Origin of the sequence: Streptomyces sp. NPDC044984 (genome assembly GCF_040646935.1) — a bacterium.
In the GTDB taxonomy this organism is placed as follows: Bacteria; Actinomycetota; Actinomycetes; order Streptomycetales; family Streptomycetaceae; genus Streptomyces.
This window is the reverse complement of sequence record NZ_JBEZBE010000039.1, coordinates 39,214-52,064: the sequence shown is the minus strand read 5'-3', so window position 1 is coordinate 52,064 and position 12,851 is coordinate 39,214. Positions and strand designations below refer to the sequence as shown.

11 protein-coding genes are annotated in these 12,851 nt (G+C 71.0%); 6 read left to right on the top strand and 5 right to left on the bottom strand.

Going from position 1 to position 12,851, the window contains the following annotated elements; translation table 11 throughout:
- Window positions 1-10 precede the first annotated feature (10 nt).
- The gene (locus AB0A94_RS32285) at window positions 11-457 is read left to right on the top strand and encodes a hypothetical protein (protein ID WP_361749584.1); all 447 of its coding nucleotides are present in this window, start codon (window positions 11-13) and stop codon (window positions 455-457) included.
- Between the two features lie 58 nt (window positions 458-515).
- On the opposite strand, the gene AB0A94_RS32280 is transcribed toward AB0A94_RS32285, so the two are convergent.
- Window positions 516-1,541 (bottom strand): ATP-dependent 6-phosphofructokinase, encoded by a 1,026-nt coding sequence (locus AB0A94_RS32280; protein WP_361749583.1) that lies wholly within the window; start codon window positions 1,539-1,541, stop codon window positions 516-518.
- A gap of 202 nt (window positions 1,542-1,743) precedes the next feature.
- On the opposite strand from AB0A94_RS32280, the gene pta reads away from it, so the two are divergent.
- The 3 genes from pta (at window position 1,744) to pyk (ending at window position 6,555) form a co-directional block, all read left to right on the top strand.
- Window positions 1,744-3,846 (top strand): phosphate acetyltransferase, encoded by a 2,103-nt coding sequence (gene pta / locus AB0A94_RS32275; RefSeq protein WP_361749582.1) that lies wholly within the window; start codon window positions 1,744-1,746, stop codon window positions 3,844-3,846.
- Window positions 3,843-5,054: an acetate kinase gene (locus AB0A94_RS32270; protein WP_361749580.1), complete on the top strand. Its 1,212-nt coding sequence runs from the start codon at window positions 3,843-3,845 to the stop codon at window positions 5,052-5,054. The genes pta and AB0A94_RS32270 overlap by 4 nt, the downstream gene beginning before the upstream one ends.
- 73 nt (window positions 5,055-5,127) lie before the next feature.
- Window positions 5,128-6,555: a pyruvate kinase gene (gene pyk, locus AB0A94_RS32265; protein ID WP_361749578.1), complete on the top strand. Its 1,428-nt coding sequence runs from the start codon at window positions 5,128-5,130 to the stop codon at window positions 6,553-6,555.
- Between the two features lie 97 nt (window positions 6,556-6,652).
- On the opposite strand, the gene AB0A94_RS32260 is transcribed toward pyk, so the two are convergent.
- From AB0A94_RS32260 to AB0A94_RS32245, 4 genes are all read right to left on the bottom strand, one after another.
- Window positions 6,653-7,960, bottom strand: a complete 1,308-nt coding sequence (locus tag AB0A94_RS32260; protein ID WP_361749577.1) for a hypothetical protein — start codon at window positions 7,958-7,960, stop codon at window positions 6,653-6,655.
- Window positions 7,950-8,525 (bottom strand): DUF6114 domain-containing protein, encoded by a 576-nt coding sequence (locus tag AB0A94_RS32255; protein ID WP_361749575.1) that lies wholly within the window; start codon window positions 8,523-8,525, stop codon window positions 7,950-7,952. The genes AB0A94_RS32260 and AB0A94_RS32255 overlap by 11 nt, the downstream gene beginning before the upstream one ends.
- Before the next feature lie 186 nt (window positions 8,526-8,711).
- Window positions 8,712-9,350, bottom strand: coding sequence for a DUF6230 family protein (locus AB0A94_RS32250; protein ID WP_217131042.1), 639 nt, complete (start codon window positions 9,348-9,350; stop codon window positions 8,712-8,714).
- A gap of 655 nt (window positions 9,351-10,005) precedes the next feature.
- Window positions 10,006-10,983, bottom strand: a complete 978-nt coding sequence (locus tag AB0A94_RS32245; protein ID WP_361749574.1) for a tetratricopeptide repeat protein — start codon at window positions 10,981-10,983, stop codon at window positions 10,006-10,008.
- A 231-nt stretch (window positions 10,984-11,214) separates the two neighbouring features.
- Here AB0A94_RS32245 and AB0A94_RS32240 point away from each other — a divergent pair, with 231 nt between their 5' ends.
- Entirely contained in the window at window positions 11,215-11,841 is a 627-nt protein-coding gene (locus tag AB0A94_RS32240; RefSeq protein WP_361749573.1) for a TetR/AcrR family transcriptional regulator, read from the top strand.
- Window positions 11,842-11,967: 126 nt separating this feature from the next.
- On the top strand, window positions 11,968-12,786 hold the full coding sequence (locus AB0A94_RS32235; protein ID WP_361749572.1) for an SAM-dependent methyltransferase: 819 nt from the start codon (window positions 11,968-11,970) through the stop codon (window positions 12,784-12,786).
- The last annotated feature ends 65 nt before the right edge of the window (window positions 12,787-12,851 follow it).

Sequence of the window (12,851 nt, the reverse complement as noted above, 5' to 3'; positions counted from 1 at the left end):
AATCCGAGTGGTGAGCAAACGCCTCAAGGACAGGGTGCAGGCCGGAGGCACTCTCGTGCTGGACGCCCAGGGCCTGTCCCTGTATGTCGACGGTGACGACGGGATGCGGGCCCGGATCGAGTCCGCCGGGCGGAACGGTCGCAGGGTGACGCTGTCCGCTCTCACGCCGCTCGAGGTGCGGCGCTCGGGGCAGCAGGGCGAGCGCCTCGCGTTCCTGCTGTCCCGGCTGGGCACCAGGGCCGTCGACGACAGCGTCCTCCAGGCGGCCGGCCGACTGCTGGACGCGACCGGCCTGGACGGTCACGAATGTCTGGTAGACGCCGTCGTCGTGGCCACCGCGGCACTGTGCACACCGCCCGTCCGCCTTGCGACGTCCGACAGATCACACATACCGAAGCTGTGTGCCGCCGCCCTGGACCTGCCGGGACAGCCCTCGATCGGCGTCATCACCGTGTGAGTGAGCGCAGATGGCCCCACCGCTCGACGGTTCGGGGCCACCCCTCGGGCAGTACTGCCTAGAAGACCGACTCCGCCTCGTCCATCCGGTCCTTCGGGACCGTCTTCAGTTCGGTGACCGCCTCCGCCAGCGGCACCATCACGATGTCGGTCCCCCGCAGGGACGTCATCTTGCCGAAGTCGCCCCGGTGCGCCGCCTCCACCGCGTGCCAGCCGAAGCGGGTGGCGAGGACGCGGTCGTACGCCGTCGGGGTGCCGCCGCGCTGGACGTGGCCGAGGATGACCGGCTTGGACTCCTTGCCGAGCCGCCGCTCCAGCTCGTACGCCAGGGCCGTGCCGATGCCCTGGAAGCGCTCGTGGCCGAACTTGTCGATCTCGCCCTTGCCGTAGTCCATGGTGCCGTCGGCCGGGTGCGCGCCCTCGGCGACGCAGATCACCGCGAACTTCTTGCCGCGGGCGAAGCGTTCCTCCACCATCTTGACCAGCTGGGCCGGGTCGAAGGGGCGCTCCGGCAGGCAGATGCCATGGGCGCCGGCGGCCATGCCGGACTCCAGGGCGATCCAGCCCGCGTGCCGGCCCATGACCTCGACGACCATCACGCGCTGGTGGGATTCGGCGGTGGTCTTGAGGCGGTCCATCGCCTCCGTGGCGACGCCGACCGCCGTGTCGAAGCCGAAGGTGCGGTCCGTGGACGAGATGTCGTTGTCGATCGTCTTCGGGACGCCGACCACCGGCAGGCCCGCGTCGGACAGCATGTGCGCCGCGGTGAGCGTGCCCTCGCCGCCGATCGGGATCAGCGCGTCGATGCCGAAGTCGCGGATCATGTCCGAGGCGTTCTCGCAGGCCTCGCGGAGCCGGTCGCGCTCCAGCCGGGAGGAGCCCAGTATGGTGCCGCCGCGGGCCAGGATGCCGCTGACCGCGTCGAGGTCGAGCGTGCGGTAGCGGCCGTCGAGCAGGCCCGAGTAGCCGTCCTCGAAGCCGATGACCTCGTCGCCGTAGTTGTCGACCGCCCGGTGTACGACCGACCGGATCACTGCGTTCAATCCAGGGCAGTCGCCGCCTGCGGTGAGCACTCCTATACGCATCGTGCTGTGTCTCCTGGTCGCTGTCGATACCGGTGAGCCAGTCCCGATTGTTTCACGTCCCCCGGGGCGCCGCCGACGCCGTACGGGTGGGCGGCCTAGCCAGTGTCGGAGGTATTGTCAAGAGGGGTCCGCTCACCTGGGTGGGCGATTTTTGTGGCCCCGCCGAAGACCCTTGCGGCCCTCGACGAAACGGAGAGCGCGCGTGACCCGCAGCGTGTACGTGACCGGTATCGACCGCGGCGACGGCCGTCAGGTCGTCGAACTCGGGGTCATGGAGCTCCTGACCAGGCAGGTCGACCGGGTGGGCGTCTTCCGTCCCCTGGTGCACGACGGGCCCGACCGCCTCTTCGAACTGCTGCGCGCCCGGTACCGGCTCTCCCAGGACCCGTCGACCGTCTACGGCCTCGACTACCACGAGGCGTCCGCCCTCCAGGCCGAGCAGGGCACGGACGAGCTGGTGTCCACCCTCGTCGACCGGTTCCACCGGGTCGCCCGCGACTACGACGTGGTCCTCGTCCTCGGCACCGACTACGCCGACACCCAGTTCCCGGACGAGCTCAGCCTGAACGCCCGGCTCGCCAACGAGTTCGGCGCCTCCGTGATCCCGGTCGTCGGCGGCCGCAAGCAGACCGCCGAGTCGGTGCGCGCCGAGACCACCAACGCCTACCGCGCCTACGACACGCTGGGCTGCGACGTGCTCGCCGTGGTGGTCAACCGGGTCGACCGCGAGGACCGGGACGAGATCGCCGAGCGGCTCGCCACCCGGCTGCCGGTGCCCTGCTACGTGCTGCCGGACGAGCCGGCGCTGTCCGCCCCGACCGTCTCCCAGATCGCCCACACCCTCGGCGCGAAGGTGGTGCTCGGCGACGACTCCGGGCTCGCCCGCGACGCCCTGGACTTCGTGTTCGGCGGTGCGATGCTGCCGAACTTCCTCGCCGCCCTGACCCCGGGCTGCCTCGTCGTCACGCCGGGCGACCGCGCCGACCTGGTCGTCGGTTCGCTGGCCGCGCACAGCGCCGGCACCCCGCCGATCGCCGGGGTGCTGCTCACCCTGGACGAGGTCCCGGCCGAGCGCATCCTCACCCTCGCCGACCGGCTCGCCCCCGGCACGCCGGTGCTGTCGGTGCCGGGCACCAGCTTCCCCACCGCCGAGCAGCTGTTCTCCCTGGAGGGCAAGCTGAACGCGGCCACCCCGCGCAAGGCGGAGCGGGCGCTCGGCCTGTTCGAGCGGTACGCCGACACGGCGGACCTCACCAAGCGGGTCTCCGCGCCCAGCAGCGACCGCGTCACCCCGATGATGTTCGAGCACAAGCTGCTGGAGCAGGCCCGCTCGGACCTGCGCCGGGTCGTGCTCCCCGAGGGCGTGGAGGAGCGGGTGCTGCACGCGGCCGAGGTGCTGCTGCGCCGGGGCGTGTGCGAGCTGACCCTGCTCGGTGACGTCGACCAGATCCGCAAGAAGGCCGCCGACCTGGGCGTCGACCTCGGTGACACCCAGCTGATCGACCCCGCCACCTCCGAGCTGCGCGACTCCTTCGCCGAGAAGTACGCGGCCCTGCGCGCCCACCGGGGCGTCACCGTGGAGCTGGCCTACGACGTCGTCTCGGACGTGAACTACTTCGGCACGCTGATGGTGCAGGAGGGCCTCGCCGACGGCATGGTGTCCGGCTCGGTGCACTCCACGGCGGCGACGATCCGGCCGGCCTTCGAGATCATCAAGACCAAGCCGGACGCCTCGATCGTGTCGTCCGTCTTCTTCATGTGCCTGGCCGACAAGGTGCTGGTCTACGGCGACTGCGCGGTCAACCCCGACCCGGACGCCGAGCAGCTCGCCGACATCGCCGTGCAGTCGGCGGTCACGGCCGCACGGTTCGGGGTGGAGCCGCGGATCGCGATGCTGTCGTACTCGACGGGCACGTCCGGCTCCGGCGCCGACGTCGACAAGGTGCGTGCCGCCACCGAGCTGGTGCGCTCGCGCCGGCCCGATCTGCGGATCGAGGGGCCGATCCAGTACGACGCGGCCGTGGAGCCGTCGGTCGCGGCGACCAAGCTGCCGGGCTCGGAGGTGGCCGGGCAGGCGACGGTGCTGGTCTTCCCCGACCTGAACACCGGCAACAACACCTACAAGGCCGTGCAGCGCTCGGCCGGCGCCATCGCCGTCGGGCCGGTGCTCCAGGGTCTGCGCAAGCCGGTCAACGACCTGTCCCGGGGCGCCCTGGTCCAGGACATCGTCAACACCGTCGCCATCACGGCGATCCAGGCCCAGTCCTCCGCCCAGTCCCCGACCGAGAAGGCGGCCGCCCAGTGAGCCCGTCCCGCGTCCTCGTCCTCAACTCCGGCTCCTCGTCGGTGAAGTACCAGCTGCTGGACATGCGCGACAGCAGCCGGCTGGCCTCCGGGCTGGTCGAGCGGATCGGTGAGCGGACCTCCCTCGTCCGGCACATCCCGCTCGCGTCGGGCGGCGGGACCCGGGAGCGGACCGGAGCGGTCGCCGACCACGACGCCGCCCTGAAGGCGATGGCCGAGGAGCTGGCCGCCGACGGTCTCGGCCTCGACTCCCCCGAGCTGGCCGCGATCGGCCACCGGGTGGTGCACGGCGGGAAGCGCTTCACCGAGCCGACGGTGATCGACGACCGGGTGCTGGCGGAGATCGAGCGGCTGATCCCGGTGGCGCCGCTGCACAACCCGGCCAACCTGACCGGCATCCGCACCGCCACGGCGCTGCGCCCGGACCTGCCGCAGGTCGCCGTCTTCGACACCGCCTTCCACACCACGATGCCGGAGTCGGCGGCCCGCTACGCGATCGACGTCGAGACCGCCGACGCGCACCGCGTCCGCCGCTACGGCTTCCACGGCACCTCGCACGCGTACGTCTCCCGGGAGACCGCGAAGCTGCTGGGCAGGGCGCCCGAGGAGGTGAACGTCATCGTGCTGCACCTGGGCAACGGGGCGTCCGCCTCGGCCGTGCGGGGCGGTCGTTGCGTGGACACCTCCATGGGGCTGACGCCCTTGGAGGGGCTCGTGATGGGTACGCGGTCCGGAGACATGGACCCGGCCGTCATCTTCCATTTGATGCGTGTTGGCGGAATGTCCGCCGACGAGATCGACACTCTTCTCAACAAGAAGAGCGGTCTGGTCGGACTGTGCGGTGACAACGACATGAGGGAGATCCGGCGCCGGATCGACGAGGGCGACGAACAGGCGAAGCTGGCGTTCGACATCTACATTCACCGTCTGAAGAAGTACATCGGTGCCTATTACGCCGTTCTCGGACGGGTGGACGCGGTGGCCTTCACCGCCGGGGTCGGCGAGAACGCCGCCCCGGTGCGGGAGGCGGCCGTGGCGGGCCTGGAGGGACTGGGCCTGGCGGTGGACGACGGGCGCAACGCCGTGCGCGGCGGCGGGCCGCGGCTGATCTCGCCCGAGGGCGCGCGGGTCGCGGTCGCGGTGGTACCGACGGACGAGGAAATGGAGATCGCTCAGCAGACATACGCACTGGTCGGAAAGAACAACTGAGCAGGGACTTCCTCATATGTACTTTCCGTCAGACGGAATATTCCGCTGCGAAACAAACCGATAGGATCGCCCCATGCGCCGTTCGAAAATCGTCTGTACTCTCGGCCCCGCGGTCGACTCCCACGAGCAGCTCGTCGCTCTGATCGAAGCCGGCATGAACGTGGCCCGCTTCAACTTCAGCCACGGCTCGCACGCCGAGCACCAGGGCCGGTACGACCGGGTCCGTGCCGCCGCCAAGGAGACGGGCAGGGCCATCGGCGTCCTCGCCGACCTCCAGGGCCCGAAGATCCGCCTGGAGACCTTCGCCGAGGGTCCCGTCGAGCTGGTGCGCGGTGACGAGTTCACCATCACCACCGAGGACGTCCCGGGCGACAAGACGATCTGCGGGACGACCTACAAGGGCCTGCCGGGCGACGTCTCCCGCGGCGACCAGATCCTCATCAACGACGGCAACGTCGAGCTGAAGGTCCTGGACGTCGACGGCCCCCGGGTGAAGTCGATCGTCATCGAGGGCGGCGTCATCTCCGACCACAAGGGCATCAACCTGCCCGGTGCGGCCGTGAACGTGCCCGCGCTGTCCGAGAAGGACATCGAGGACCTGCGCTTCGCCCTGCGGATGGGCTGCGACCTGGTCGCGCTCTCCTTCGTCCGGGACGCCAAGGACGTCGCCGACGTCCACCGCGTGATGGACGAGGAGGGGCGCCGCGTCCCCGTCATCGCCAAGGTGGAGAAGCCGCAGGCGGTGGAGAACATGGAGGACGTCGTGGCGGCGTTCGACGCCGTCATGGTCGCCCGCGGCGACCTGGCCGTCGAGTACCCGCTCGAGAAGGTCCCCATGGTGCAGAAGCGCCTGATCGAGCTGTGCCGGCGCAACGCCAAGCCGGTGATCGTGGCGACCCAGATGATGGAGTCGATGATCACCAACTCCCGGCCGACCCGCGCCGAGGCCTCCGACGTGGCCAACGCGATCCTGGACGGCGCCGACGCGGTCATGCTGTCGGCCGAGTCGAGCGTGGGCGCGTACCCGATCGAGACCGTGCGGACGATGTCGAAGATCGTCCAGGCGGCCGAGCAGGAGCTGCTCTCCAAGGGCCTGCAGCCGCTGGTGCCGGGCAAGAAGCCGCGCACCCAGGGCGGTTCGGTGGCCCGCGCCGCCTGCGAGATCGCCGACTTCCTCGGCGGCAAGGGCCTGGTGGCCTTCACCCAGTCCGGCGACACGGCCCGGCGGCTGTGCCGCTACCGCGCCGCCCAGCCGATCCTGGCGTTCACCACGGACGAGTCGACCCGCAACCAGCTGGCGCTCAGCTGGGGCGTGGAGCCGTACGTCGCGCCGTTCGTGAACAGCACCGACGAGATGGTCGAGCTGGTGGAGCAGGAGCTGCTCAAGCTGAACCGCTTCAGCGAGGGCGACATCGTGATCATCACGGCCGGCTCGCCCCCCGGTGTCCCCGGCACCACCAACATGGTCCGCGTCCACCACCTGGGCGAGGCGACCGGCTGACCGTGAGAGGTCCGTACGGCACCGAGGGCGCCCCCCGTGGTCTCACACAGGGGGCGCCCTCGGTGTGTTGCGGCTCCCGGAAGGGTCCTGGCGGCGTTCAGCCGGTGGTGACGTACTGCTGCAGTCCGGGCACGTGCAGGGTGCCGCCGAACTGGCCGGCCTGCTTCACCGTCACCTTGGTGAAGTAGATCAGCGGGATGTTGAGCGGCGGCGGGTGCTCCGGGTCGAACGTGACCGGGATCAGGCCGAGCAGGTTGCCGGAGATGCTCTCGGTGTACATCACGGTGTCGCCGTCGCGGATGGTGGACGTCGACCCCTCGGCCGCCTGCACGTGGTGGGTCGCGCCGGACTGCTTGTCCTCGACCGTCTGGTGCAGGTCGCCGATGTCGGTGCCGTCGGAGATGACGTACTTCAGCACCTTCTTGGTGGCGCCGCCGGCGGTCCGCACCTGGACGATGCCCTTGTAGTCGGCGCCCTTCAGCAGCAGGGAGCTGGCGTTGAGGGTCCAGGGTTCGTCGGGCAGCAGGAGCTCGTTGTCGACGCCGCCCTCGGCGTCGGTGGCGACCGGGCAGTCCTCGGGGTCGACCGTGGCCGACGCGGAGGGGCTCGGCGAGGCGGTGGCCCCGGGGGTCGCGGTGCCGTCCCCGGCGTCCTCCTCGACCGTCTCCTCGACCGTCTCCTCTGCTTCCCCGGCGGCGTCCGACGCCTTGTCGGTGGTGTCCTTCGCGGTGTCCTTCGCCGTGTCGGTGACCTTCTCGGTGGTCTCCTCGACGGTTTCGGCCGCGTCGTCCGCCGTCTCCCCGGCCGCGTCCTCCGTGGCGGAGGCGGACGGGGTGGGGCTCGCCTCGGCCTCCTTGTCCTTCGGGGTGAAGACGTCCTTGAGGGCGTCCCCGAGGTCCTCCAGGACGTTGCGGTCGGTCTCCGAGGGCTCCGACTCGGGCTCGGCCGTGTCCTCGGCGGCGGGGGCGGAAGGCGCGGGCGCCGGCTCGTCCTCGTCGTCGGAACCTGAATCCGACGAAGAGGACGACGAGGACGTGTCCTGGTCCGTGCCCCGGTCCGCCTCCGGGGCCTGCTGCTCGGGGGCCTCCGCCGAGGGCTCCTCGTCCGTGGCCCCGCTCTCACCCGCCGACGCGGACGGCGTGGGCGACGCGGAGGCGTCGTCCTTCTCGGCGCCCTCGACGACCTCCAGGCAGGCCTGGTACTCGTCGACGGTCAGGCTGTTCGCCGTCGGCTTCCCGTCGTTGCCGTCGGCGAGGGCCAGCGTCGGCGTGAACCCCATCCCCATGAGGACCGCCGTGGGCATCGCCGCCAGGGCTATCGCCTTGCCGCTCGGCACGTGGAATCTGGTGAACAGCGGCTTCTTCGGGGCCGCGTGACGCGGCCCGCGCACCTGCTCAGCCGACACGGTGCCCCCCTGCGGCCCGGACGCCGTCCGCCTCGCCGTCTTCCCCCTTCTCGTAGGGAGCGGCCGGGAACCGCGGTGCCACGGCGGGGTCCTGGGGCGCGCCGTCCGGCGCCGCCTCACCCGTGGGCGCGTCGGCGTCGTCGTGCTCCCCCGCCGCCTCGACCGGCGGCTCGCCCGGCGCCCAGGAGAGGGCGAGCGCACCGCCGACCAGCGCGAGCAGGAAGCCGATCAGGAAGCCGCCTATGTTGGAGACCACCAGCGACACCAGGGCCAGCAGGATCGTCGCGACACCGGCGAAGACCCGGGTGGCCGACTGGAACCACATGGTCAGGCCCAGCGTGAACAGCAGGACGCCGATGATCAGTGACCCCGCGCCGGCCGTCGTCGCCATGGCGAGCGACATGTGGCCCAGCTTGAGCGTGGCGTAGGGGAAGTACGCGATGGGTATTCCGCCCAGCAGCGTGAACAGACCGGCCCAGAACGGCCGGGTGCCCCGCCAGTCACGGAATCGCAGACGCAGCCGGGTGAAGGCACCGGCGCTCTGGACCGGAGTCTCGGCACTCATGGAAAAGCTCCCTGGGTCCGGTGGAGGTACGTACCGGCTCGGCCGTAGGCGCGAAGAAGCCGGAAGTGTGGGTCTGTGAGGGGGGCCCGGCGCGCGGACCGGCCGGGCGGTGGGGCGGAGAAGCGACGGCTTCTCCGCCCCCGGGACGGCTCAGCCGCCCCGGAACACCCCGGTGACGGAAGCCGTCTAGTAGCACTCCATCTTGGCGTCCGTGCCGAGACGCATCGACAGGCCGTTCAGCGTGAACGTGCCGGCCGTGGTCGCCCACGCCGTCTGCTCGACGCCGTAGAGGTCGGCCGACTCGGCCTGCTGGGCGAAGCCGCCCGGCAGCACGCTCTCGCCCTGCTTGACGTCGGGGCCGAGGGTCTTGTCCTTGACCGCAACACCGATGTCGATGTTGCTGAACTTCGCATCGGCGTCGAGCTGGGCGACGTCGATGTAGAGGTTCTTGGCCGTGACCGGCTTGTCCCTGCCCGCGTCAAGACGAAGGTAGATCGTCTTGTTGAGGACCGGGATCTTCGTCGCCACCGACTGGCACATCTTGGTGATCGTCGCGTCGGTGAACGACGAGATCGCAACCGGGACCTGCGTCTTCTTTTCGCCGTCGGTCGACGTGTAGACGGTGTCGATGCCGCCGTACTGGGCGAAACCCTCACCGTGCAGGTGACCGGCCGTCACCTTGAACTGCTGGCCGGACACGCTGAACGACGCCGCGAGCGCGCCCTGCGCCAGGCCGACACCCACCGCCGCCGTCGCGAGCACGCTGGGCACCATGACCACAGCGAACCGCTTCCATCTGGTCCCGCCACGCACTTGGGACTCCATATTTCCTCCTTCTCGGACGTACATCTCCTGCTCCGGCCCGTCGCCGTGAACGGCGGCTCGGCCGGGCAGGGATGGGAGAAGTGCTACGTCCTCGGGAAGGAGAGCGCCCGAGCTCGGCGGCGCGTACGACGCGCCCGATCACCGGCGATCACCCCCGAGCGACAACCACTGGTCGCGCCTGACACGCATCACGCACAACCCTGCTGGACAGGCTTCGCCGGGTGGGCGAAGACCCCCCTGTCCGAGAACCGGCGTCACTGCCGCCGGTTCTGCTCGGTGGGGACCCAGGAGTTCCCGCGGCCCGACCGGCTGTCGGGGTACGGGCAATGGACCGAGCGTCGCCGATCGTGGTGCATTCTCGCCGTCGGCACAAGGGGGTTCGTTACTGGCTAGTAACGGCCGGATAACCGCACGACGACCCGCCGGTTCCGTTCGGCGACGCTGGGTGCACCGCAGGGACCGTACGAAACCGTTGATCGCTGGACATAATCCGACAGATCACCGACCGCGACTTACTCGCAGTAACAACGGCCGCGATTACCAAGATTTGGCAAAGCGCGGCCGCATCGGCATCCGTGATCCGTTCGACAACTCGAACCACACGAACCCGAACCCCCGGCAAATCAACCGGAATCGGGCACGGTGCCCGGGTTGCTCAGAACAGGGCCCGCGCCAGCGCCCGGCGTGCGGCGATCACCCGCGGGTCGTCGGCGCCGACCACCTCGAACAGCTTCAGCAGCCGCACCCGTACGGTCTCGCGGTCGTCGCCCGCCGTGCGCCCCACCGTCTCGATGAGCCGGCCGAAGGCGTCCTCGACATGGCCGCCCGCCAGGTCCAGGTCGGCGGCGGCGATCTGCGCCTCGGCGTCCCCCGGCTTCTCGGCGGCCTCCTTGCGCACCTGCTGGGGGTCCATCTCCTGCACCCGCTGGAGCAGTTCGGCCTGGGCGAGGCCCAGCGTGGCCTCGGGGTTGCCCGGGTCGTCGGCGAGGACGTTCCGGTACGCCTGGACGGCGCCGGCGAAGTCACCGCCGTCCAGCGCCCGTACGGCGGCCTCCAGCAGGGCGTCGTACGGACCGGCGGCCTCACCCGGTTCCGTCTGCGCGCCGCCGCCCGGCTCGGCGTCGGGGTCGACGGCGAGGCCGGTCAGACCGAAGCGCTGCTCACCGACCTGCACCAGCTGGTCCAGGGTCTGGCGGATCTGCGCCTCGCCCGCGGCCCCCTGGAAGAGCGGCAGTGCCTGTCCGGCCACCACCGCGAAGACCGCCGGGATCCCCTGGATCCCGAACTGCTGCATCAGCATCTGGTTGGCGTCGACGTCGATCTTGGCGAGGAGGATGCGTCCGTTGTACTCGACGGTGAGCCGCTCGAGGAGCGGGCTCAGCTGCTTGCAGGGCTCGCACCACTCGGCCCAGAAGTCGATGACGACCGGGACCTCGGTGGACCGCTGCAGAACGTCGCGCTCGAAGCCGGCCTCGTCGACGTCAATGACGAGATCGGCCGGGGAGATCGCGCCCCCGCCGCCCTGCCGGGCCGCTTCCGCGCGCGCCTGCTCCGCCTTCGCCTTGGCCTCCTGGGCCGCCTTCACCGCGGCGAGGTCGACGACTCCGCTCATGGACATGTTCCGTGGCTGCATGCGTCTATCCTCCCCCGTACTCCGCCCGCGCGTGAAAACGCCCGGAAAAGCCAGGCGTACGTGTGCTGTTGGCGCCGGGTCCCCACCCTGCGCCGGTGGTCGTCGCTCGGCGCGCCGGTCGTGCGCGCTTTCGCTACGAGTCGTAGCGTAATACCGGCCGGGGCTCGCCGGACACCATGTCCCGGTGATCTCCCTCACGACCGCACGGAACCGGCCGGTTATCGTCGGACCATGCAGAGCCGCACCCCAGCCAGTCGCACCGGGCGCCCGCGCAGCGCCGCCGCGGATGCCGCGATCCTGGCCGCGACCCGTGCGGCCCTGGTCGAGCTGGGCTGGTCCAAGCTCACCCTGGGGGACGTGGCGCTCCGCGCCGGGGTCGCGAAGACCACCCTCTACCGGCGCTGGGCCGGCAAGAACGAACTGGTCGTGGACGCGGTCGCGGAACTCTTCGACGAGCTGACCCTGCCCGACCGCGGCTCGCTGGCCGCCGACATCGAGGGCGTGGTGCTCCAGTTCGCGGCGATCCTGGCCCGCCCGGAGGCCCGGAGCGGGCTGATGGCGGTGGTCGCGGAGTCGACGAGGGACGAGGCCCTGCGGGAACGCATCCGCGCCTCGATCGTCGAGCGGCAGAAGCGTCTCGTTCTCGCCGGCCGGGCACGGGCGCAGGCGCGGGGCGAGCTGCCGCCGGAGTCCGACGCCGCCAAAGCGGCCCGCACGGTCGACCTGATCTTCGACATGGTGGCCGGCGCGGTGGTGCACCGCACCCTGGTGAGCGCGGAACCGGCCGACGAGGAGTGGGTGCACGGCTTCACCCGCGTCCTGCTGTCGGGCCTCGCCGCCGCCCCCGGCACCGGCTGACCGGCGCCGGCCGCGAACCGGCCACGGTCGGCCGGTAGTCGCCTGTCGCCGCCTCCGGCGCGCTGCGAGGATCACGATCATCCCCACCGGGGACGTACGGGACGCCGAGCAGCCGGGGAGGCGCGCATGACCGGGACCGGAACCGAACCCGTCACCGCACGGATCGACACCTCCAGACCGCACCCGGCCCGGGTCTACGACTGGTTCCTCGGTGGCAAGGACAACTACCCGGTCGACGAGGAACTGGGCCGGCGGATCATGGGCGTCGACGGCACGGCCCGGCACGTCGCCCGCACCAACCGCTGGTTCATGCAGCGGGTCACCCGGTGGCTGGCCGGCGAGGCGGGCGTCCGCCAGTACCTGGACATCGGCACCGGCATCCCCACCGAGCCCAATCTGCACCAGATAGCGCAGGGCATCGCGCCCGAGTCCCGCGTCGTCTACACGGACAACGACCCGATCGTGCTGAAGCACGCCGAGGCGCTCCTGCACAGCAGCCCCGAGGGCGTCACCGACTACGTCCAGGCCGATGTGCGCGAGCCCGGCCGCATCCTGGAACAGGCCCGTGAGAGCCTGGACTTCGAGCGGCCGGTGGCGCTGTCCCTGGTGGCGCTGACGCACTTCCTCGGCGACGAGGACGACCCGTACGGGCTGGTGGCGCGGCTCGTCGAGGCGCTGCCCTCCGGCAGTCACCTGGTCCTGTCGCAGCTCACGGCGGACTTCGACCCGGAGGCGGTCGGCCGCGGCGTCGAGATGTACAAGGCGGGCGGCGTCACCCTCGCCCCGCGCAGCCGCGCGGAGATCGCCCGTTTCTTCGAAGGGCTGGAGCCGGTGGCGCCGGGCCTGGTCCAGCTGACCGACTGGCATCCCGAGCTCGCGGAGGGCGAGACCACCGACGAGAAGGCGGTGATCTCGCTGTACGGCGCGGTGGCCCGCAAGCCGTGACCCGCGGGCCGTCCGGGGCCGGCAGTGCTTGGCCGGGTCCGTGTGCGAGTGGCGTGCCCGGCGAC

Coding starts and splice junctions, on each gene's coding strand:
- AB0A94_RS32280 (WP_361749583.1), bottom strand. CDS start 1,541: ATGCGTATAGGAGTGCTCACCGCAGGCGGCGACTGCCCTGGATTGAAC.
- pyk (WP_361749578.1), top strand. CDS start 5,128: ATGCGCCGTTCGAAAATCGTCTGTACTCTCGGCCCCGCGGTCGACTCC.
- AB0A94_RS32255 (WP_361749575.1), bottom strand. CDS start 8,525: ATGAGTGCCGAGACTCCGGTCCAGAGCGCCGGTGCCTTCACCCGGCTG.
- AB0A94_RS32250 (WP_217131042.1), bottom strand. CDS start 9,350: ATGGAGTCCCAAGTGCGTGGCGGGACCAGATGGAAGCGGTTCGCTGTG.
- AB0A94_RS32245 (WP_361749574.1), bottom strand. CDS start 10,983: ATGCAGCCACGGAACATGTCCATGAGCGGAGTCGTCGACCTCGCCGCG.
- AB0A94_RS32240 (WP_361749573.1), top strand. CDS start 11,215: ATGCAGAGCCGCACCCCAGCCAGTCGCACCGGGCGCCCGCGCAGCGCC.
- AB0A94_RS32235 (WP_361749572.1), top strand. CDS start 11,968: ATGACCGGGACCGGAACCGAACCCGTCACCGCACGGATCGACACCTCC.